This is a genomic window from Shouchella hunanensis (assembly GCF_028735875.1).
GTDB classification, from domain to species: Bacteria; Bacillota; Bacilli; order Bacillales; family Bacillaceae_D; genus Shouchella; species Shouchella hunanensis.
Genome location: NZ_CP117834.1, coordinates 1,628,041 through 1,649,993 on the forward strand (window position 1 = coordinate 1,628,041; position 21,953 = coordinate 1,649,993).

The 21,953-nt window shown below is 41.2% G+C and carries 25 protein-coding genes, 1 rRNA gene and 2 other annotated features; of the genes, 25 read left to right on the top strand and 1 reads right to left on the bottom strand.

Annotated elements, in window-relative coordinates:
• Positions 1–67: 67 nt before the first annotated feature.
• Positions 68–183, top strand: a 5S ribosomal RNA gene (rrf, locus tag PQ477_RS08270).
• 420 nt (positions 184–603) lie between these two features.
• Here the strand turns inward: rrf and PQ477_RS08275 are convergent.
• Positions 604–1,062, bottom strand: a complete 459-nt coding sequence (locus PQ477_RS08275; RefSeq protein WP_035395607.1) for an SRPBCC family protein — start codon at positions 1,060–1,062, stop codon at positions 604–606.
• A 203-nt stretch (positions 1,063–1,265) separates the two neighbouring features.
• On the opposite strand from PQ477_RS08275, the gene PQ477_RS08280 reads away from it, so the two are divergent.
• From PQ477_RS08280 to PQ477_RS08395, 24 genes are all read left to right on the top strand, one after another.
• The gene (locus PQ477_RS08280; RefSeq protein WP_038475726.1) at positions 1,266–1,736 is read left to right on the top strand and encodes a CtsR family transcriptional regulator; all 471 of its coding nucleotides are present in this window, start codon (positions 1,266–1,268) and stop codon (positions 1,734–1,736) included.
• 20 nt (positions 1,737–1,756) lie between these two features.
• Complete coding sequence (mcsA, locus tag PQ477_RS08285) at positions 1,757–2,299, top strand: protein-arginine kinase activator protein McsA (protein WP_274273343.1); 543 nt, start codon at positions 1,757–1,759, stop codon at positions 2,297–2,299.
• The gene (mcsB, locus tag PQ477_RS08290; protein WP_274273344.1) at positions 2,296–3,369 is read left to right on the top strand and encodes a protein-arginine kinase McsB; all 1,074 of its coding nucleotides are present in this window, start codon (positions 2,296–2,298) and stop codon (positions 3,367–3,369) included. Before mcsA ends, mcsB begins: the two co-directional genes overlap by 4 nt.
• Positions 3,370–3,396: 27 nt before the next feature.
• A complete protein-coding gene (clpC, locus tag PQ477_RS08295) occupies positions 3,397–5,850 on the top strand; it encodes an ATP-dependent protease ATP-binding subunit ClpC (RefSeq protein ID WP_144557425.1) in 2,454 nt (817 codons plus the stop codon).
• A 107-nt stretch (positions 5,851–5,957) separates the two neighbouring features.
• Positions 5,958–7,331: a DNA repair protein RadA gene (gene radA / locus PQ477_RS08300; RefSeq protein ID WP_060705938.1), complete on the top strand. Its 1,374-nt coding sequence runs from the start codon at positions 5,958–5,960 to the stop codon at positions 7,329–7,331.
• 5 nt (positions 7,332–7,336) lie between these two features.
• Positions 7,337–8,410 carry a DNA integrity scanning diadenylate cyclase DisA gene (gene disA / locus PQ477_RS08305; RefSeq protein ID WP_035395611.1) on the top strand — a complete coding sequence of 358 codons (1,074 nt, stop codon included), beginning with the start codon at positions 7,337–7,339 and terminating at the stop codon, positions 8,408–8,410.
• Between the two features lie 153 nt (positions 8,411–8,563).
• Positions 8,564–9,670, top strand: coding sequence for a PIN/TRAM domain-containing protein (locus PQ477_RS08310; protein ID WP_035395613.1), 1,107 nt, complete (start codon positions 8,564–8,566; stop codon positions 9,668–9,670).
• 98 nt (positions 9,671–9,768) lie between these two features.
• Entirely contained in the window at positions 9,769–10,482 is a 714-nt protein-coding gene (ispD, locus tag PQ477_RS08315) for a 2-C-methyl-D-erythritol 4-phosphate cytidylyltransferase (RefSeq protein WP_274273345.1), read from the top strand.
• The gene (gene ispF, locus PQ477_RS08320; RefSeq protein WP_035395617.1) at positions 10,457–10,933 is read left to right on the top strand and encodes a 2-C-methyl-D-erythritol 2,4-cyclodiphosphate synthase; all 477 of its coding nucleotides are present in this window, start codon (positions 10,457–10,459) and stop codon (positions 10,931–10,933) included. The genes ispD and ispF overlap by 26 nt, the downstream gene beginning before the upstream one ends.
• 68 nt (positions 10,934–11,001) lie before the next feature.
• The gene (gene gltX, locus PQ477_RS08325) at positions 11,002–12,465 is read left to right on the top strand and encodes a glutamate--tRNA ligase (protein WP_035395619.1); all 1,464 of its coding nucleotides are present in this window, start codon (positions 11,002–11,004) and stop codon (positions 12,463–12,465) included.
• Between the two features lie 7 nt (positions 12,466–12,472).
• Positions 12,473–12,693: a binding site (T-box leader), on the top strand.
• A gap of 61 nt (positions 12,694–12,754) precedes the next feature.
• A complete protein-coding gene (gene cysE / locus PQ477_RS08330) occupies positions 12,755–13,411 on the top strand; it encodes a serine O-acetyltransferase (protein ID WP_274273558.1) in 657 nt (218 codons plus the stop codon).
• Positions 13,412–13,445: 34 nt separating this feature from the next.
• A complete protein-coding gene (cysS, locus tag PQ477_RS08335; protein ID WP_274273346.1) occupies positions 13,446–14,840 on the top strand; it encodes a cysteine--tRNA ligase in 1,395 nt (464 codons plus the stop codon).
• A 13-nt stretch (positions 14,841–14,853) separates the two neighbouring features.
• Complete coding sequence (locus tag PQ477_RS08340) at positions 14,854–15,255, top strand: Mini-ribonuclease 3 (protein WP_035395714.1); 402 nt, start codon at positions 14,854–14,856, stop codon at positions 15,253–15,255.
• Entirely contained in the window at positions 15,252–16,088 is an 837-nt protein-coding gene (gene rlmB / locus PQ477_RS08345) for a 23S rRNA (guanosine(2251)-2'-O)-methyltransferase RlmB (protein ID WP_081762219.1), read from the top strand. Before PQ477_RS08340 ends, rlmB begins: the two co-directional genes overlap by 4 nt.
• Before the next feature lies 1 nt (position 16,089).
• Positions 16,090–16,599, top strand: coding sequence for an NYN domain-containing protein (locus PQ477_RS08350; protein WP_035395623.1), 510 nt, complete (start codon positions 16,090–16,092; stop codon positions 16,597–16,599).
• A gap of 86 nt (positions 16,600–16,685) precedes the next feature.
• Positions 16,686–17,351 (top strand): RNA polymerase sporulation sigma factor SigH, encoded by a 666-nt coding sequence (gene sigH / locus PQ477_RS08355; protein WP_035395625.1) that lies wholly within the window; start codon positions 16,686–16,688, stop codon positions 17,349–17,351.
• Between the two features lie 117 nt (positions 17,352–17,468).
• On the top strand, positions 17,469–17,612 hold the full coding sequence (rpmG, locus tag PQ477_RS08360; RefSeq protein WP_081762221.1) for a 50S ribosomal protein L33: 144 nt from the start codon (positions 17,469–17,471) through the stop codon (positions 17,610–17,612).
• Positions 17,613–17,684: 72 nt separating this feature from the next.
• The gene (gene secE / locus PQ477_RS08365) at positions 17,685–17,876 is read left to right on the top strand and encodes a preprotein translocase subunit SecE (protein WP_035395626.1); all 192 of its coding nucleotides are present in this window, start codon (positions 17,685–17,687) and stop codon (positions 17,874–17,876) included.
• Between the two features lie 48 nt (positions 17,877–17,924).
• Positions 17,925–18,461 (top strand): transcription termination/antitermination protein NusG, encoded by a 537-nt coding sequence (gene nusG / locus PQ477_RS08370; protein WP_035395629.1) that lies wholly within the window; start codon positions 17,925–17,927, stop codon positions 18,459–18,461.
• Between the two features lie 159 nt (positions 18,462–18,620).
• Entirely contained in the window at positions 18,621–19,046 is a 426-nt protein-coding gene (gene rplK / locus PQ477_RS08375) for a 50S ribosomal protein L11 (protein ID WP_035395631.1), read from the top strand.
• A gap of 99 nt (positions 19,047–19,145) precedes the next feature.
• A complete protein-coding gene (rplA, locus tag PQ477_RS08380; protein ID WP_038475767.1) occupies positions 19,146–19,841 on the top strand; it encodes a 50S ribosomal protein L1 in 696 nt (231 codons plus the stop codon).
• Between the two features lie 43 nt (positions 19,842–19,884).
• Positions 19,885–20,020, top strand: a sequence feature (ribosomal protein L10 leader region).
• 35 nt (positions 20,021–20,055) lie between these two features.
• Positions 20,056–20,556, top strand: a complete 501-nt coding sequence (gene rplJ / locus PQ477_RS08385) for a 50S ribosomal protein L10 (protein ID WP_060705941.1) — start codon at positions 20,056–20,058, stop codon at positions 20,554–20,556.
• Between the two features lie 46 nt (positions 20,557–20,602).
• Entirely contained in the window at positions 20,603–20,962 is a 360-nt protein-coding gene (rplL, locus tag PQ477_RS08390) for a 50S ribosomal protein L7/L12 (protein WP_035395635.1), read from the top strand.
• Between the two features lie 79 nt (positions 20,963–21,041).
• Entirely contained in the window at positions 21,042–21,656 is a 615-nt protein-coding gene (locus tag PQ477_RS08395) for a class I SAM-dependent methyltransferase (RefSeq protein ID WP_274273347.1), read from the top strand.
• The last annotated feature ends 297 nt before the right edge of the window (positions 21,657–21,953 follow it).

Below are 21,953 nucleotides of genomic sequence, written 5' to 3' on the forward strand. Positions count from 1 at the left end.
GTACGTGACTGACAGAAAGACACAAATAGGACGAAGAGATTCGCCGTTGATCTGACGTCAAAATAAGTCTGGTGGCAATAGCAAAGAGGTCACACCCGTTCCCATGCCGAACACGGTCGTTAAGCTCTTTTGCGCCGATGGTAGTTGGGGGCTTCCCCCTGTGAGAGTAGGACGTTGCCAGGCAATGAGAAAGACACCTGAAAAGGTGTCTTTTTGTGTATAAAGAAAGGCGCAAAAGAGCTACGCTTCGACAGAAGCGAGTCAGACAAAGGAAACCGCCGTAAAATACGAGCACGATAAAAAAGAACAACAAGAAGAAACATCGAAGGGAAAGCAGCGTGCATCCCCCAGTGAGACGAAAGGGTTGTTTTCGTAAAAGCTTCATGGGAAGCATGGTGGATCAATTAACAAGAGGAACGTCCTCGAAGAAAACCACCCTGAAGCCAAGGGACGTTGCCAGGCAATGAGAAAGACACCTGAAAGGGTGTCTTTTTTTTGCGTAGAAAGAAAGATGCAAAAGAGCTGCGCTTCGACAGAAGCGAGTCAAACAAAGAAGCCGTTCGACCCTAGTAAACATCCGTTTAAAAACTAGCGATCCGTAGTTTATCCGTTGAACGTTTCTTCTAATGTCTTATAGCGATACTCGAAAATCTCTTCTAATCGACTCTTTATGGTTATCGAATGTGCGAGCCGTCCAATAAAGCTAAAAGGCAAGCTGTAATGAACGATATCAGTCATCTTTACACCTTTATCTGTTTCTGTGAAATGATGTTGGTGGTGCCATAGTTTAAATGGTCCAAATCGTTGTTCATCGATAAAATAGGAGTGGTCAACTACTTGAGTAATTTCCGTAACCCACGTTAAGGGGATAGAAAGTAAAGGGCTAACCTTGTACGTAATCAGCTGTCCTCCATAAATAAGCTCTCCCGGAGAGTTGGTAATCGTGAAGTTCATATAGCTGGGTGTAATAGCTTGGAGATTTTCAGCGCTAGAAAAAAAAGCCCAAGCATGATCAAGAGAAATGTTCAAATGTTGTTCGCGTTTTAACATGTAAACTCGCATAAGTATGCACCTACCTATCAAGAAAAGAATACCCTTTATTAAAAAAATAAAACAAGATAGTGGAAACAGGTCTAGAAGATGTCTGCTTGGTCATAATAGAAATAGTTAGTTGTTGAAGTTTTTGACTAAACAGCTTATAATAAAGCTATTAATAGTCAAATATAGTCAAAGTCAATGTTGTCCTTTCCTAGGAGGGTTGATTGATGAGCAATATAACGGACTTAATTGAACAATATTTAAAAATGACATTGACTCGTAGCGGGAAAGAATTGTTGGAAATAAAGCGGAGTGAATTGGCGAAACAGTTTCAATGTGTGCCGTCCCAAATTAATTATGTGATTAGTACGCGTTTTACTCTAGAAAAAGGGTATATAGTGGAAAGTAAGCGGGGTGGTGGCGGTTATATTCGCATCACTAAAGTAGAATCACATGAGGATGCCGCTTTATTTAATCATATGCAAAGCTTAATTGGCTTGAAAATTGACCAGCAAACCGCGCAAAATATTGTGTTCCGTCTTTATGAAGAAGAGGCGATCACAAAACGCGAGGCGAAAATTATGTCTAGCATATTAGAAAGAGAGCTTTACAAATCTACGATAGAACATCGGGATGAAGTTCGTGCTAATCTTTTAAAAGCAATGATAGAGACGCTTAAATATACAGAAAATCACTAATAAGTAGAGAGGTGATAATAATGGTGTGCCAAGAGTGTAATATGCGGCAAGCTACACTGCATTTTACAAAAATTATTAACGGAAAGAAAACGGAGATGCACGTATGCGAACACTGTGCAAGAGAAAAAGGCGAGGCGATACCAGGAACAGATAGCTTCTCTATCCATCACCTCTTTTCAGGCTTATTTCATACAGATGATAGCAATGCTACACAACGAGACCAAAATACGAAAGCTGAATTAAAATGTCCAAATTGTGGGCTTAGTTACGAGAAATTCCTTCACATTGGCCGTTTTGGCTGTGCAAGTTGTTACGAAACGTATTCAACAAGACTTTCGTCTGTTTTTAGAAGGGTACATGGTGGAAACAGTAAGCATGGTGGTAAGATTCCCAAACGGATTGGGGAAACCATTCAAATAGAACAACGAATTGAAGAAATGCGGGCAATGTTAAATGAGCATATTCAAAAAGAAGAGTTTGAGAAAGCTGCAGAATTACGTGATGAAATAAGGGCTTTAACAAAGCAAAAAGACATTCCTAGGGAAGGAGAGGAAGAGGGGTGAGCTTAAACCAATTTTTAGAACATGCGATTAGCCCTTGGATGAAGAAGGATGGGATTGAATCGGATATTGTTTTAAGTAGCCGAATACGATTAGCAAGAAACATGAACGCCTTTACCTTTCCTATTCTTTCCTCGAAGGAAGAAGCGTACACCGCCTCTCAATATATAAAGGAGGCGCTAGCTTCCACTCAAACGAATGCCCTTGGAAACGCGGAAATGCTAACCATGGACGAAATGAAAACGAACGATAAACGAATTCTTGTCGAAAAACATTTAATTAGTCCTCACTTGGCAGAGCAATCGAAACACGGTGCGGTATTACTAAGTGAAGATGAGTCAGTAAGTATTATGGTAAATGAAGAAGATCATATTCGAATACAGGTACTGACAGCCGGTTTTGACTTGGACCACACGTATCAAGCTGCAAGTTCTTTAGATGATTGGATGGAGTCTCACCTGACTTATGCATACGATAGACAATATGGGTACTTAACGAGTTGTCCGACAAATGTTGGAACAGGAATGAGGGCATCGGTTATGATGCACCTACCGGCTCTTGCCATTACTCAACAGCTACAGCGAATTTTGCCAGCGATTAATCAACTAGGTCTGGTGGTTAGAGGAATTTATGGAGAAGGTAGCGAAGCATTAGGAAACCTTTTTCAAATTTCCAATCAAATGACTTTAGGGAAGTCAGAGCAAGATATTATTGAGGATCTACAAGGCGTTGTAAAGCAATTAATTCAACAAGAACGTGCTGCAAGAGGATCTTTATTGGATCATTCGCATTTGAAATTAACAGATCGCGTTCACCGTTCGTTAGGAGTCCTGTCTCATAGCCATATTATTGATTCTAAAGAAGCAACGAGAAGACTCTCTGATTTAAGACTGGGTATTGACTTAGGCATGATTGAGGGCATATCAGCTAGCATTTTAAATGAACTCATGATTGTTACGCAACCGGGCTTTTTGCAAAGGTATGCAGAGACGGTATTGTCTCCTGAACAACGAGATGAAAGACGAGCGACATTAATTAGAGAACGGTTAAAGCTAGAATACACGAACAAGTAATACAATCCTTTGGAGGTGTCATCATTTATGATGTTTGGAAGATTTTCTGAGCGTGCACAGAAGGTATTAGCGCTTTCACAAGAAGAGGCAATTCGTTTAAGTCACCATAATATTGGAACAGAGCATATTCTCTTAGGCTTAATACGTGAAGGAGAAGGAATTGCGGCCAAAGCTTTGCAACAACTCGGGCTTGGTTCCGATAAATTACAAAAAGAAGTTGAAGGATTGGTAGGAAAAGGGCAAGAGGCGCAGAAGAGCATACACAGCACACCACACTACACACCTCGAGCGAAAAAAGTAATTGAGCTTTCAATGGATGAAGCAAGAAAGCTTGGCCATTCCTATGTGGGTACTGAACATATCTTGTTAGGGTTAATTCGTGAAGGAGAAGGTGTCGCAGCAAGGGTATTAAATAATCTTGGTGTGAGTTTAAATAAAGCAAGACAGCAAGTGTTGCAACTTCTTGGAAGCAATGAAGGTGGTAGTTCAGCACAGGCTAATGGCTCAGCTGCTAATGCAAATACACCAACCTTAGACAGCTTAGCTCGTGATTTAACGGCCATTGCACGTGAGGAAACCCTTGATCCTGTTATTGGGCGTGGGAAAGAGATTGAGCGAGTAATTCAAGTATTAAGTCGCCGGACGAAAAACAACCCTGTTTTAATAGGTGAACCTGGTGTCGGTAAAACAGCGATTGCAGAAGGGCTTGCTCAGAGTATTATTGCAAATGAAGTGCCTGAAACCTTACGAAATAAACGTGTAATGACCCTCGATATGGGAACGGTAGTAGCTGGAACGAAATACCGTGGAGAATTTGAAGATCGGTTGAAAAAGGTGATGGACGAAATTCGTCAAGCTGGTAATGTTATCTTATTTATTGACGAATTGCACACACTTATTGGAGCAGGTGGAGCAGAGGGTGCCATTGACGCTTCAAATATTTTAAAACCATCATTAGCTCGTGGAGAATTACAGTGTATTGGTGCAACAACTCTTGATGAGTACCGCAAGTACATTGAAAAGGACGCAGCGCTTGAGCGACGCTTCCAACCAATTCAAGTAGATGAGCCAACTTTAGATGAATCCATTCAAATTTTGTACGGCTTGCGTGACCGTTACGAAGCTCATCACCGTGTCACGATTACAGACGGTGCAGTAGAAGAAGCGGTGAAGCTTTCAGATCGTTATATTTCAGATCGCTTTCTACCAGATAAAGCGATTGACTTAATTGATGAAGCGGCGTCTAAAGTACGTTTACGTTCTTATACAGCACCGCCGAATCTAAAAGAATTAGAAGCGAAATTAGAAGAGACGCGAAAAGAGAAAGACGCTTCTGTTCAAAGCCAAGAGTTTGAAAAAGCCGCGTCCCTCCGTGATTCTGAGCAACGTCTTCGTGAAGAGCTTGAGGAAATGAAAAATGAATGGAAGAAAAAGCAAGGTCAGGAAAATACCGAAGTTGTGGTTGAAGACATTGCGCAAGTTGTAGCAAGCTGGACTGGAATTCCGGTTTCAAAGCTGGCAGAAGAAGAGACAGAGCGCTTGTTGAAAATGGAAAGCATCCTACACGATCGAATTGTTGGTCAGGAAGAAGCCGTTAAATCCATTTCAAAAGCGGTGCGTCGTGCTAGAGCCGGTTTAAAAGATCCGAAGCGTCCAATTGGATCGTTTATCTTCCTTGGACCAACGGGTGTTGGTAAAACGGAATTAGCCCGTGCTGTGGCAGAGACGTTATTTGGAGATGAAGATTCTGTTATTCGTATTGATATGTCGGAGTATATGGAGAAGCATGCAACCAGTCGTCTTGTTGGCTCCCCTCCTGGCTATGTTGGACATGAAGAAGGCGGTCAATTAACAGAAAAAATTCGTCGTAAGCCTTATTCGGTTATTTTATTAGACGAAATCGAAAAAGCGCACCCTGATGTGTTTAACATTTTGCTGCAAGTCTTAGAGGATGGTCGTTTAACCGATTCAAAAGGAAGAACGGTTGACTTTAGAAATACGGCAGTTATTATGACATCAAACGTTGGGGCTTCTCAACTAAAACGTAATAAATATCTTGGCTTTTCAACGGAGACGGAAGGTCAAGAATACAAAGACATGAAGGATCGTGTCATGTCTGAGCTGAAAAACAGCTTTAGACCTGAATTCTTAAACCGAATCGACGAAATTGTTGTGTTCCACTCTCTTGAGAAAAAGCATGTTCGTGAAATTATTACGATGATGGCTGATCAGTTGAAACAACGCTTATCTGAACAAGGTATTGATTTTGAACTGACAGAAGAGGCAAAAGATAAGATTACAGAGGCAGGTTATGATCCTGAATATGGAGCTCGCCCGTTACGTCGTGCGCTTCAAAAAGAAGTAGAGGATCGCTTGTCTGAGGAATTGCTAAAAGGAACGATCGTCAAAGGGCAAAAAGCCGTTATATATGTAAAAGATGGCGAGCTTGCTGTGGAAGCAAAAGAAGAAACAAGCGTATAAATTATGTAAACCGGAGGAGTTATTACCTCCGGTTTTTTTAAAAATCAAGCGTTTTTTCCTTGTTTTTGGTACACTTGGCGTAGTGGAATATAACGGAGGAATAAACGATGGCAAAAGTAAAAACAAAGTTTGTCTGTCAAGAATGTGGCTATGAGTCAGCGAAGTGGATGGGGAAGTGTCCAGGTTGTCAAAGTTGGAATACCCTCGTTGAAGAAAAAGCCGTACAAGAGAAACAGCGTTCAAGGAGTTATGTGACGTCTGGAACGACTGTGCATAAAGCACAGCCTATTACCAAAGTGGTGGGGGAAAAAGAGCCTCGCGTTAGCACAACGATGCCAGAATTAAATCGAGTGCTTGGTGGAGGCATTGTGCCGGGTTCACTTGTTTTAGTAGGAGGCGACCCGGGTATTGGAAAGTCAACGCTTCTTTTGCAGCTATCTGCAAAGTTGGCAAATACGAAAGAACGAGTTCTTTATATATCAGGAGAAGAGTCGGTTAAACAAACAAAGCTAAGAGCAGATCGCCTAGAGCTAACTTCTGAAGACCTGTACGTTCTTGCTGAAACAGATGTGTCACTCATTGAGCAAGCCATTGATGAAGTGCAGCCTTCATTGGTAATCATTGATTCCATTCAAACCGTGTATCAAGAGGACATAACATCTGCTCCAGGGAGTGTTGCACAAGTGCGAGAATGCACAGCGACATTCATGCGCATTGCCAAAACAAGAGGAACGGCAGTCTTTATTGTTGGTCACGTGACGAAGCAAGGATCCATTGCAGGGCCAAAGCTGCTTGAGCACATGGTGGACTCGGTCTTGTATTTTGAAGGGGAACGACACCACACGTACCGTATTTTAAGAGCGGTGAAGAACCGATTTGGTTCTACAAATGAAATGGGTATTTTCGAAATGAAAGAGCTTGGTTTAGAAGAAGTTTTAAACCCATCAGAGATCTTTCTTGAGGAACGATCACAAGGAGCAGCAGGTTCTGTTGTTGTGGCATCAATGGAAGGAACCCGGCCTGTTCTTGTTGAATTACAAGCATTAATCTCCCCGATGGGCTTTGGGAATCCAAGAAGGATGGCGACAGGTCTTGACCACAACCGAGTGTCCCTCATAATGGCAGTTCTTGAGAAACGGGTAGGGATGCTTTTGCAAAATCAAGACGCCTATCTAAAAGTTGCTGGTGGGGTGAAGCTAGATGAACCAGCCATTGATCTTGCTATTGCATTAAGTATTGCATCAAGCTTTCGCAATCAACCGACAGAACCGATGGATGTAGCCATTGGGGAAGTAGGCTTAACCGGTGAGATTAGACGAGTATCGAGAATTGAACAACGCGTTAATGAAGCATTAAAGCTAGGTTTTAAACGAGTTATTATACCAGAAAAGAATTTAGGCGGTTGGACTGTACCAGATGGCATTGAGGTCGTAGGTGTTCCAACTCTAGATAAAGCGCTCGATGTTGCATTAGGGAGGTAGAGAGAATGGAAGAAAGAAATCGAACAGCTTTTATCCAGAATATATTAAAATTAGTGGCGCCTGGAACCCCTTTGCGAGCTGGGATTGATAATGTGTTGCGTGCGAATACAGGTGGCTTAATTGTCCTAGGCTATAACAATGAAATGATGAATATTGTCGATGGTGGTTTTTTTATCAATAGTGATTTTTCACCTGCTTATTTATATGAGTTAGCAAAAATGGATGGTGCCATTATTCTAAGTGAAGACGGAAAACGAATTTTGTATGCAAATACCCAACTTGTCCCAAATAACAATATTACATCGAGTGAAACGGGGATTCGCCACCGGTCCGCAGAACGGGTCGCGAAACAAACAGGAAACTTAACGATCTCCATCTCTCAAAGAAGAAATGTGATTACTCTTTATCAAGGTGAGCATCGCTATGCGTTAAAGGATATTGGCGTCATTTTGACAAAAGCCAATCAAGCCATCCAGACGCTGGAAAAATATCGTGCTGTACTGGATCAAAGTATTACGAATTTAGGAGCTATGGAATTTGAGCAGCTTGTCACGTATAGCGATGTGGTACAAGTTATTCATCGAATTCAAATGGTGTTACGAATCAAGCAAGAAATTCAAAACTTTATTTTGGAGCTGGGCGACGAAGGGCGTCTCATAACGATGCAGCTTAAGGAGCTTGTATCCAATACCGAGCAAGAAGCGACCCATCTGTTAAAAGATTATTCAAAAGATCGCCATCAAGACGTTACGAAAACATTAGCAGATTTAACGAGTTTATTGAACGAAGATTTGCTCGATGAACAAGCAATTATTAAAGCGCTTGGGTTTGGCCGAGCAACCAATATTCTTGATCAAGCAGCTTCACCTAGAGGATACAGAATCTTGCACCGTATTCCGAGATTACCGTCTCAAATTATTGAAAATGTCATTAATGAATATGGTCATTTATCGAGCGTTATGGTAGCTACGGTTGAGCAACTGGACGAGGTAGATGGAATTGGAGAAGCACGTGCAAAAATGATTAAAAACGGGTTAAGTCGTATACAGGAACAATTGTTTGTAGACCGACATATTTAAACAAAAGAAGGGGAAAACCCTTCTTTTTGTGTCTAAATTAAAACGTTAATCTTGTATAATTCAAGATTTCATGTTTTTTTGTGGGAAATACAGTTTGCTAGGTTTGAGAGTTGTATACTTGTCTATAATAGCTACAAGGAGGTGTATACATGCATGCTTAAATGGATTATTCAAATCTTTTTTATATTAGCCGGAGCCACTTTAGGTATCTTTTTTATTCCGGAGTTATTCGATGCGACAGGCTATAACGTACCCACTTGGTTAGATACCCCGTATACAGGAGCGACCATCGGTGCACTACTATTTTTTATCGTATCGTTGTTTATCGCACGTTATATTGTTAATTTTTTCAAAATGGTCGAAGAAACGATTGTGAAAGCCCCAATAGCGGACGTATTAACAGGGTCAATAGGTCTTATTATTGGTTTAATTGTTGGGTATCTAGCAGGTACGCCTTTAAATGCACTAAATTTACTTGTCATCAGTAACATCTTGCCAAGTTTTATTACCATTTTGGTTGGCTATCTCGGTTTCCAAATTGGCTTTAAAAAGCGTGATGATATGGTTCAATTCATCCAATCCATGCGTATTCCAAGAGAGCGAGACAATCAAAAGAAAAAAGAGCAAGAAGAGAATGAGGACGAGCAAGGTCAGCACCTGAAAATCCTTGATACGAGCGTCATTATTGATGGACGAATCGCAGACATCTGTCAAACGGGATTTTTGGAAGGAACGCTTGTTATTCCGCAATTCGTACTTGATGAATTACAATATATTGCTGACTCATCAGATGCCTTAAAACGAAATCGAGGTAGAAGAGGTCTTGATATATTAAATCGTATTCAAAAAGAGCTTCCTATTGATGTAGAGATCTATGAAGGCGATTTTGAAGAGATACAAGAGGTTGATAGCAAGCTTGTAAAGTTAGCAAAAGTAACGTCTGGAATGGTTGTTACAAATGACTTTAACTTGAATAAAGTGTGTGAACTGCAAGGTGTACAAGTATTAAACATTAATGACTTAGCCAATGCAGTAAAGCCAGTCGTCTTGCCTGGAGAGGTATTGAGCGTCCATGTGATTAAAGAAGGGAAAGAACATCACCAAGGCGTCGCCTATTTAGATGATGGAACAATGATTGTTGTTGAAGGTGGGCGAGAATGGATTAATAAGCATACGGATGTGACGGTTACAAGTGTGCTGCAAACGAGTGCAGGTCGGATGATTTTTGCAAAACCAAAGTCTTTAGAAAAAGCACAGTAACGATTTCTTAAAACCTGTCCTTGAAAAAGGGCGGGTTTTTTGAGCAATTGTAGCTTCCATGGTAAACTACGAATAAGGAACAATTGAAGGAGATTACGATGGATTATAAAGCAATTGTCTTAGCTGCAGGTCAAGGAAAACGAATGAATGCTGGTTATAATAAGCAACTTATTAAGCTAAACGCTATACCGCTTATCGTTCATTCATTACGTTTATTTGAACAAGATATTCGCTGTAAAGGAATCATTCTCGTGGTCAGTGAAGAAGAGCGAAAAACGATGCAGCATCTTGTTCAATCATTTACCTTACAGAAAATTGAACAGATTGTTATTGGTGGGAAGGAAAGGCAAGACAGTGTTTATGCAGCGCTTGAAGCAATGGAACCTGCTACGATTGTACTCATTCATGATGGGGCTCGACCGTTTGTTTCGCAAAAGGTTATTCATGGGGTGGCGGCAGAGGCTGCAAAGCAAGGAGGAGCCATTGCGGCTGTCCCAGTGAAAGATACAATTAAAAAGGTTACAGAAGGTGCAGTACGTGAAACGGTGCAGAGAACTCATTTATGGGCTGCTCAAACACCGCAAGGATTTCAATATGACTTAATTGTAGATGCGCACCGGAAAGCGAAAGCGGTTAACGAACTTGGAACCGACGATGCTAGTCTATTAGAGCGGCAAGGAAAGCGTGTTGCTATTGTGGAAAGTGACTATTTAAATATTAAATTAACAACAGCGGAAGATTTATTATTTGCTGAGACGATTATAAAAACAAAGGAGAATAGAGAACATGATTCGAATCGGACAAGGGTATGATGTGCATCAATTAGTAGAGGGGCGGCCTCTTCTATTAGGGGGGATTGACATTCCTCATGACAAAGGGTTACTTGGTCATTCTGATGCAGATGTGCTGCTACACACGATAACAGATGCTGCCCTTGGAGCCATTGCAGCAGGTGATTTAGGTAAGCACTTCCCGGATACCGATGACGCGTTTAAAGATGCTGATTCAAAGGTGCTTTTACAAGATGTATGGAAATTGGTAAAAGAAGCAGGCTACACGCTAGGGAACGTCGATTGTACGGTCATGGCGCAAAAGCCTAAGCTTGCACCTTATATTGATCCGATGCGGGAACAAATTGCTCAATTACTTGAAACAGACATTACAAATGTTGGATTAAAGGCAACAACGACAGAGAAGCTGGGCTTTGTAGGTCGCGAAGAGGGTATTGCGGCCCAAGCGGTTATTTTACTAATAAAAGAGTAATCCGCCTTTGTTTTCATAGGAGAACATGCTAGAATGATTCAGAATAAGAGCTAGAGGAGTGCAACGACATGGCAAAAGAAGTACGGGTACGGTTTGCTCCAAGTCCAACAGGGCATTTGCATATTGGTGGAGCGAGATCGGCATTGTTTAACTATTTAATGGCGAAGCATACAGGTGGGACATTTGTGCTTCGAATTGAAGATACAGATCAAGCGAGAAATGTTGAAACGGCGACTGAAAAACTAATGGATAGCTTAAAGTGGCTTGGTATCCAGTGGGATGAAAGTGTTGATACAGAGCACGGCGAATACGGTCCTTATCGGTCGATGGAGCGTGTCCATCTGTACAAAGACTATATTCAGCAGCTGTTAGATGAGGGGAAAGCGTATTATTGTTATATGACGGAAGACGAGCTTGAAGCGGAGCGAGAAGCGCAGAAAGCACGAGGGGAAATGCCTAAATATAGCGGTCGCGATAGGGATTTAACAGCGGAGCAGCGTCAAGCATACGAGGCGAAAGGAATCAAGCCTGTTGTGCGCTTTAAAGTACCACAAGGTCAGATGATCACGTTCAACGATTCTGTACGAGAAGAAGTGTCATTTGACTCGAATGGCATTGGCGACTTCGTCATTGCTCGTAAAGATGGCGTGCCAATGTATAATTTTGCGGTCGTTGTTGATGATCATCTCATGAAGATTAGTCACGTTATTCGTGGAGAAGAGCATTTATCCAATACACCGAGACAAATTCTGTTGTTTGAAGCGTTTGGTTGGGAAGTACCAACTTTTGCACACGCATCTCTTATCCTTAATCCGAATCGCCAGAAAATGAGTAAGCGTGATGAATCGATTATTCAATTTGTTGAGCAGTATAAGGAGCTTGGCTATATGCCAGAAGCAATTGTCAACTTCTTAGCTTTACTAGGGTGGTCACCGGTAGGAGAAGAGGAGATCTTCACATTAAAGCAATTGGAAGAGCAGTTTACACTGGATCGAGTGTCAAAAGCTCCTGCAGTGTTTGATACGGATAAGCTGGCGTGGATGAACAATCAATATATTAAAGAAGCAGATCTTGATAAGGTAATTGAGCTGGCGCTACCACACTTAATTTCAAGTGGTCGTGTATCTGAAAACATGGGTGAAGAGCGTCTTGAGTGGGCAAAGCGTCTTATCGGTCTTTATCAAGAACAAATGCAGTACGGTGCAGAAATTGTCACGCTAACGGAACAATTTTTCAAGAAAGACGTAGATTATACAGAAGACGCAAAAGCAGTTCTTGCAGAAGAGCAAGTACCAGAAGTCTTAGCGCAATTTGCAAAAGAGCTCGATGAGTTAGAAGAATTTACAGTGCCAGAAATTAAGAAAGCGATCAAAGCGACACAAAAAGCAACTGGTCAAAAGGGAAAGAAATTATTTATGCCAATTCGTGCGGCTGTGAGCGGCCAAACCCACGGACCGGAGCTTGGAGACACGATTGAGCTGTTAGGCAAAGCTGTAGTAACAAGTCGTTTACAAGAAGCTGTCCAACAATAACATATGGCTATACATGATGATTGGGAAAAGTAAGCACAGGAATTTTACAGAGAGAATGACCAAGGGCTGGAAGTCATTTAGAAGGAATGTGCTGAACATGCACCCAGGAGTCTTGCTTTGAATGCATACGCGTAGTAGGAGTGAGCGGCAAACCACGTTAAGGTTAGAGAGATCCAGGTTTTTTCTCCTGGAAAACAGAGTGGAACCGTGCAATCTTGTGCCTCTGTACCTACTATAGGTACGGAGGTTTTTTTATTGTGACAAAAAGGAGGGGAATTGTTTGAGTTTAATGCGTACCATGCTTAGTGACATAGATGTTGTGTTTGACCGAGATCCTGCAGCAAGAAACCGATTAGAAATTATTTTTACGTACTCAGGTGTGCATGCCGTTTGGGGGCACCGTATCGCACATGCACTATGGAAAAGAGGCTGTTTTTTTCTAGCTCGATTGCTTTCACAGTTTACGCGTTTTTTGACGGGTATAGAAATCCATCCTGCTGCCCAAATTGGAGAAAGACTTTTTATTGACCATGGTATGGGTGTTGTCATTGGTGAAACGTGTGAAATAGGTAATGATGTCACCATTTTTCAAGGTGTTACGTTAGGCGGAACAGGTAAAGAAAAAGGGAAGAGGCATCCTACAGTGAAAGACGGGGCGCTCATTGCGACAGGAGCAAAAGTGCTAGGGTCCTTTACGATTGGTGAGCAAGCTCGAATCGGAGCAGGCTCGGTTGTTTTAAATGAAGTGCCGCCCTATTCAACGGTTGTGGGCATTCCAGGGAAAATCGTCATTAAAAATGGAAAGAAAGTTGCTTCAGCGCATACATTAGACCATTCATTACCCGATCCGATTGCAGACAGTATTTCAGAAATGGAAAAAGAAATTCAGCGTTTAAAGCATGAGTGTGTACGGCTTTCGGAGGAAAAAGACGGTTCAATTCATTAAGCAGTTATAACGGATATTGGAAAGGAAGTTTACCATGTTAAGAATCTATAATAGCTTAACGAATAAAAAAGAGGAATTTAAACCGATGGTACCTGGAAAAGTGAAGATGTATTTCTGTGGACCAACGGTTTACAATTTTATACACATTGGAAATGCTAGACCTCCAATTGTGTACGATATGGTCCGACGTTATTTAACGTATCGTGGTTTTGATGTAACGTTCATTTCAAATTTCACTGACGTTGATGATAAAATTATTCGCGCTGCACAAGAGCTTGGTGAAGAAGTCTTTGATGTAGCAGAACGATTTATTGAAGCGTACCATACAGATACTGCTGCATTGAATGTGAAAAAAGCAGATCTCCATCCTCGTGTAACAGAAACAATGGATGACATTATTGATTTTATTAGACAGCTTGAAGGAAAAGGATTTGCTTACGAAGCCGGTGGCGATGTTTACTTTCGAACAAGGAAGTTTGATGATTATGGAAAACTCTCAGGCCAATCGTTAAATGAATTGCGGAGTGGAGCTCGAATTGGTGTAGATGAGCGTAAAGAGGATGCAGTTGATTTTGTTCTGTGGAAAGCAGCTAAGCCTGACGAAATTTCCTGGGAAAGTCCATGGGGCAACGGACGCCCTGGCTGGCATATTGAATGTTCAGCAATGATCCGAAAAAATTTAGGTGACACAATCGACATTCATGCAGGCGGGAAAGACTTAACGTTCCCTCACCATGAAAATGAAATTGCGCAATCTGAAGCATTAACAGGGAAAACATTAGCAAATTATTGGATGCATAATGGATTTGTTAACATTAATAACGAGAAAATGTCGAAATCTCTTGGTAACTTTGTGCTTGCACATGACATCATTCAACAATTCCCGGCAGAAGTAGTGCGATACTTTATGTTGTCCACTCATTATCGTACGCCCATTAACTTTAGTGATGAATTGTTAACAAGTGCAGGAACAAGTCTCGAACGCTTAAAAAATGCTGTCACAAATATCCAGCATCGCTTAAATGAAACGGTTGATTTAGGGGAAAGTGGTGATTGGTTGGAGAAGGTTGCGTCCTTTAAACAGCGATTTATAGAGGAAATGGACGATGATTTTAATAGTGCGAATGCAATAAGTGTCCTATTTGATCTAGCGAAAGAGGCTAACGTTTATACGAGCGAGGCGCAAACATCTAAGCGCGTCTTGGAAGCATTTTTGCAGCTGTTTGAAGAGATTAGCGACGTACTTGGCTTGGAGCTAACTCGAGCAGAGGAACTGTTAGATGATGAGGTTGAAACGCTCATTCAAGAAAGGGATGAAGCTCGGAAATCGAGAAATTTTGCTCGTGCAGATGAGATTCGTGACCTTTTAAAAGAAAAAAAGATCTTGTTAGAGGATACGCCTCAAGGTGTAAGGTGGAAACGAGGATAACGTGAAATCAAAAATGGATTGGAAACAGTTGAATGGTTTAGCCCTCGCCTATATGGGGGATGCCGTCTTTGAGAAGCGTGTTCGATTTGAGCTTCTCAAGGAAGGCGCGGTACGTCCGAATAAACTGCACCGTGCAGCTACGACGTACGTTTCCGCTAAGGCGCAGTCTTATATTCTTCATGAATTAGAGAATCGGGGATTGTTGACAGACGCAGACTTTGCTGTCATAAAAAGAGGTAGAAATGCAAAATCACACACAGTTCCTAAAAACACAGATGTGGCAACGTATAAAAATTCAACAGGGTTTGAAGCACTTTTGGGCTATTTATATGTACTAGAAGAGACAGAGCGACTCGAACAATTGTTAAGTCAATCGATTCAAATTATTAAAGACAAAGGAGGGCAGAATTCATGAAAAAGAAAGAACGAACAAACGTGAAAAAAGAAAAGCCTCAATTAAATCAACGAAAACGACCGCAAAAACCAGTGGAGCCAGTGAATGATCCCCAGAGTGAATTTGTGACAGGAAAAAATCCAGTCATTGAATCATTAAAATCAGGACGAGAGATTCATAAAGTTTGGATTGGTGAGGGGTCTCAGCGTGGACAAATGACAGCCATTATTCAGTCAGCAAAAGAAAAGAATATTCTTGTTCAAACTGCCCCTAAAAAGAAGCTTGATCAACTAGTTGGACATTCAAACCACCAAGGCGTTGTGGCTTCAATTGCAGCCTATCGTTATGCTGAAATAGACGATTTGTTTGAGAAAGCGAAAGAGAAAGATGAAGAACCGTTCTTTCTTATCCTTGATGAAATTGAAGACCCACATAACCTAGGTTCTATCATGCGAACAGCGGACGCCGTCGGGGCACACGGCATTATCATCCCGAAGCGACGTGCAGTTGGCCTTACGCAAACAGTTGCGAAGTCTTCAACGGGTGCCATTGAGTATATTCCAGTTGTACGTGTGACAAATATTCCAAGAACGATGGACGATTTAAAGAAGCGCGGCTTATGGTTTGCGGGTACCGATGCAAAAGGTGAACAAGATTATCATCAAGGTTCTTTTGATATGCCATTAGGTCTTGTTATTGGCAGTGAAGGAAAAGGAATTAGCCGATTGGTTAAAGAGAAGTGTGACTTCCTGTTGCAAATCCCTATGGTCGGTCAGGTGACGTCACTTAATGCTTCAGTTGCTGCAAGTTTATTAATGTATGAAGTGTTCAGGAAACGAAAAGGACTAAACTAAGATGAACATTCTGCTCGTTGATGGCTACAACATGATCGGTGCGTGGCCCGTATTGCAACGTCTTAAAGAAAAGGACTTAGGGCAAGCAAGGGACAAGCTTGTTGATATGCTCGCTGAATATGCAGCTTATACTGGCTTTAACGTGAAAGTCATCTTTGATGCACACATGGTGTCTGGTATTGGGAAGGCTTATCATACCCATAGAGTGGATGTACTATATACAAAGAATAAAGAAACGGCAGACGAACGGATTGAAAAGCTAGCGCGGGAATTAAAAAGAATCGACCGGACGATTTATGTAGCTACTTCTGACATGGCGGAGCAGTCTGTTATTTTCGGTAGTGGGGCGTTGCGCAAATCAGCAAATGAACTTTTGATGGAAACAGAACTTGCATCAAAAAGAATCGACAAGATGGTACAAAAGACAAAATTAGTGCAGGAATCGTCGAAAATTAGCTTATCAGAGGAAGTTGCTGAAATTTTTGAAAAATGGCGTCGAGGAGACAAATAAGCTGTTGACCTGCTAGAAAAATGTGCTATATAATGTGTATAACTTTTCACAACATTATGTCTATGCAATCGCGAGGAGTGATTAGTTTGGGTGCAGGTCTAGTAGAAGAAGTCACAGTAAGGTTTCAAGAAAATCCATTTGTCAACTGGGAAGACGATTCGCTCATTAACGAAGTTCGAACAGGCAATACACTTGCATTAGAGCATTTAATTGGAAAATACCGTAATTTTGTGAGGGCGAAAGCGCGATCTTATTTTCTAATTGGTGCAGATCATGAAGACATTGTTCAAGAAGGAATGATTGGGCTTTATAAAGCAGTGAGAGATTTTAATGGGGACAAGCTATCTTCGTTCAAGGCTTTTGCTGAGCTATGTATCACTAGACAAATTATCACGGCGATTAAAACAGCAACAAGACAGAAACACATTCCACTTAATTCTTACGTTTCATTGGACAAGCCGTTATATGACGAAGAGTCTGATCGAACGCTAATGGACGTTATTTGTGGAAATCGAATTACTGATCCAGAAGCGCTTTTAATAAACAGAGAAGAGTTTTCGTTTATTGAAGGAAAGATGAGTGAGATTTTAAGTGAGTTAGAACGACAAGTACTTATGCTTTATTTAGATGGTCGGACTTATCAAGAGATTTCGGTGGATCTAAAGCGTCATGTAAAATCAATTGATAATGCCTTGCAACGAGTAAAGCGGAAGCTAGAACGCTATGTTGAATTAAAGAGCGTCATGCTATAATGAATAAGGGCGTAGACATCTGTCACGCTCTTTATTTCTTTTGCCATAGATTGACACTATGTACTAGCTGTGCTAGAGTCTAAGGGCATGTGGATTCGTCGGAGGTGTGGAACGAATATGAAAAAACGTATATTGGCTTGTGAACGTTGCCAAGGGAGAAATTACTCGTACCCAGCGGATAATAATACGCACACCCGATTAGAAATGAAGAAATTTTGCAAACGATGCAATGAACATACGCTCCATTTGGAAACAAAATAACTAGTTCAGTAAACGTCTTTACGGACGTTTCTTTTTCGAGATATCGAGATTAATGGAGGTGCTCCTAGCAAGATGGCTGATGAAAGAAAAGGTCCTGTGGCGTTTCTTCGTAATGTAGGCAAAGAAATGAAGCGAGTCTCATGGCCAACAAGAAAAGAACTTACGCGATATACATTAGTTGTACTAGCAACGCTCGCAATTATGGTTGGTTTCTTTTTCCTAGTGGACGAAGCCATTTCGTTTTTATTACGATTTTTACAGTAGGCAAGGTTGAGTTGGATTAAAAGGAGGGAAGGACAGCTGTCCTGAAAAATGGAAAAGAATTGGTTTGTAGTACACACGTATTCAGGTTATGAAAATAAAGTAAAAGCAAATCTAGAAAAACGTGTGGAATCGATGGAAATGACAGATCACATTTTCCGCGTGCTCGTTCCGGTTGAAGAAGAAACGGAAACGAAAAACGGGAAAACAAAGCAAGTAACAAAGAAAGTCTTCCCTGGATACGTATTAGTGGAAATGGTTATGACGGATGATTCATGGTATGTTGTACGTAACACACCAGGGGTAACCGGATTTGTTGGATCAGCAGGTGCAGGTTCTAAACCGACAGCGCTTATGCCTGATGAAGTTGATCGCATCCTTAAACAAATGGGCGTAGAAGAACAGCTTATGGAAGTGGACTTTGAAATTAAAGAGTCTGTTAAAGTGAAAACAGGTCCATTTGCAGACTTTGTCGGTACGATTGAAGAGATTCAGCTAGATAAACAGAAGCTAAAAGTTCATGTAAACATGTTCGGTAGAGAAACGCCAATTGAATTAGAATTTGCGCAAGTTGAAAAGATTTCTTAAAAAAACTTGCGCCATTGTTTTTTAAGTGATAGAATCTTAATGTTTAGTATGACAGAATACTTTACGGTCGGATGTTTTTGCATCCGTCTTTTTGAGTGGGAGGATATGAAATTTGACATATCCGGGTAACCACATCACGGACTTAAGGAGGTATGTCACGTGGCTAAAAAGGTAATTAAAATGGTTAAGCTACAAATCCCTGCAGGTAAAGCCAATCCGGCACCACCAGTTGGACCAGCACTAGGTCAAGCAGGTGTAAATATCATGGGATTCTGTAAAGAATTTAATGCTCGTACAGCAGACCAAGCAGGTCTTATCATTCCAGTAGAAATTACTGTATTTGAAGACCGTTCTTTTACATTTATCACAAAAACGCCACCAGCTGCAGTTCTTTTAAAGAAAGCAGCAGGAATCGAATCAGGTTCTGGTGAGCCAAACCGTAACAAAGTTGCGACGGTAAAACGCGATAAAGTAAAAGAAATCGCTGAAACAAAAATGCCTGATTTAAATGCGGCTTCTGTTGAAGCGGCTATGCGCATGGTTGAGGGTACTGCCCGCAGCATGGGTATTGTGATTGAAGACTAATTGGTTCGTTTGCTGAGAGGTTGCGCTCAACATATGGGTCGCAGCCTTTCAAATAGTGGGAGGACTTTCCGTTAAAACCACATACGAGGAGGAAATAGAATGGCTAAAAAAGGTAAGAAATATACAGACGCTTTGAAGCTTGTTGATCGCGATGCGTCATACCAAGCAGAAGAAGCTATTGAATTAGTGAAAAAAACATCTATCGCTAAGTTTGATGAAACAGTAGAAGTTGCTGTTCGTCTTGGCGTTGACCCTAAAAAAGCAGACCAGCAAATCCGTGGAGCAGTTGTGCTTCCACACGGAACTGGTAAAACGCAACGCGTTCTTGTATTTGCTAAAGGTGAAAAAGCAAAAGAAGCTGAAGCAGCTGGAGCAGACTTCGTTGGAGAAGATGATTTAATTAATAAAATCAATCAAGGTTGGTTTGACTTTGATGTAATCGTTGCAACTCCAGACATGATGGCTCAAGTTGGTCGCCTTGGTCGTGTGCTTGGACCAAAAGGTCTTATGCCGAACCCGAAAACAGGAACTGTTACGTTTGATGTAACAAAAGCTGTTGAAGAAATCAAAGCTGGTAAGGTAGAATACCGCGTTGATAAGTCAGGAAACATCCATGTACCAATTGGTAAAGTTTCTTTTGACTCAGCGAAGCTTACGGATAACTTCAAAACAATTATTGAAACACTTCACAAAGTAAAGCCTGCTGCAGCAAAAGGAACATATGTTAAGAACATTGCAGTAGCTTCAACAATGGGCCCTGGTGTCCGCGTTGTTACTTCAGCTTACTCTAAATAATTCCATTTGACATGGGTTGTAACGTTGTGGTAAGTTTTATCTTGTGATTAAAATAGTCATGCCGTAGACAGTAGGAGCGTGTTCGCTTAAATATCCTACCGAGGTGAGCAAATAGATCTCTTGTAATTTAGAGTGAATTGCCCTCGTGTGTCGAACGCGAGGGCTTTCTATATGAGCCGAGCGGTATGCAATTCGTTTTACAGGAGGTGTAACTATGAGCAGTATTATCGAGCAAAAACAACAAGTTGTAGCTGAAATTGCTGGAAAGCTAAAAGACAGCAAGTCAACGATTGTTGTTGACTATCGTGGTCTTAATGTTGCGCAAGTAACAGAGCTTCGTAAGCAACTACGTGAAGCAGGTGTTGAGTATAAAGTTTACAAAAACACACTTGTACGTCGTGCTACAGCTGAGACAGGCCTTTCTGGACTTGATGAGCACCTTGTTGGACCAACTGCAATCGCATTTGGTGCAGAAGATGTTATCGCTCCAGCTAAAGTTCTTAATGAATTTGCGAAGAAGAACGAAGCGCTTGAAATTAAAACAGGTGTAATCGAAGGTGAAGTTGCAACAGCGGCAGATGTGAAAGCATTAGCTGAGCTTCCATCTCGTGACGGTTTACTTTCAATGCTTGCAAACGTGCTTCAAGCACCAGTACGTCAGTTCGCGCTTGCTACAAAAGCAGTTGCAGAACAAAAAGAAGAACAAGGCGCGTAAGTTAACCGCCTAAACTATAACGGATATCGAATTAGGAGGATTTACAATGAGTAAAGATCAAATCATTGAAGCGATCAAAGAAATGACAGTTCTTGAGCTAAATGACCTTGTAAAAGCAATCGAAGAGGAGTTTGGTGTAACAGCAGCAGCTCCAGTAGCAGTAGCAGCAGGTGGCGGAGAAGCAGCAGCTGAGCAAACTGAATTTGATGTAGTTCTAGAATCTGCTGGTTCATCTAAAATCGGCGTAATTAAAGTGGTTCGTGAAATCACTGGTCTTGGACTTAAAGAAGCGAAAGCACTAGTTGATGGTGCTCCAGCTCCAATCAAAGAAGGCGTTTCTAAAGAAGACGCTGAAGAAATGAAAGGCAAGCTTGAAGAAGCTGGCGCTAGCGTAGAAGTTAAGTAATTTCGCTTAACAATAGAAAGAAGGTCCGTGGAACGTTTCCACGGACCTTCTTTTCCCATAAAGTAAAGGAGGGATTCTGTTGAGTGACCATTATTATTCCCATTCACCAAATGCTAAAAGCGAAGAGCGAACGTGGCGTTATACGTTAAGAGGGCATCAATTTTCGTTTACTACCGATAGGGGTGTCTTTTCAAAAGGTGAAGTAGATTTTGGTAGCAGGCTCTTGATTGAAACCTTTCAGGCACCAGAAATCGATGGAAGTATTCTTGATGTTGGTTGTGGTTATGGCCCTATTGGGTTAGCTCTTGCTAAAGAATATCGAGATCGTTCCGTTGTCATGATGGATGTGAATGAGCGCGCATGCACACTCGCGGAAAAAAACGCAACAGCGAATGGTGTAACGAACTGTGACATTCGTTGTTATGAGAATGGTGTAAATGAGTTACGAGATTCGGACGCGTTTGCTTCAGTGGTGACGAACCCGCCTATACGAGCTGGTAAAGAGACTGTTCATGAAATCTATGAAGATGCGTATGAGAGGTTGCTTCCAGGAGGAGAGCTTTGGGTCGTGATCCAAAAGAAGCAAGGAGCGCCATCAACGAAAAAAAAGTTAGAAGATTTGTTTGGAGAAGAGTCGGTTGAAGTGAAGGCAAAGGATAAGGGGTATTTCATCTTTTTTGCAAGAAAAAATTGACTTGTTTTTTTCTCTATGCTATTATTATTTAATGCGTATAACTGCCTAAAATGCCGTTTCCAAATTCATGAGAGAACGCTCAATGATTGAAACGGTTCATTTTTGGTTATGCTAGTGCAATGCGTATATTTTATATGAAAAATGTTTCTGATTTTCATACTATAAAGCTTTTTGTTCGTTTTGTATAGTCTAACATTTTTATGTTGGATCATGTAAGACATTAGGATCAATCTGTTTGACTATCATTTTATGAAGGGCAAACAGTTGTAAGTTTAGATACTAAAACGCGAGATTTAA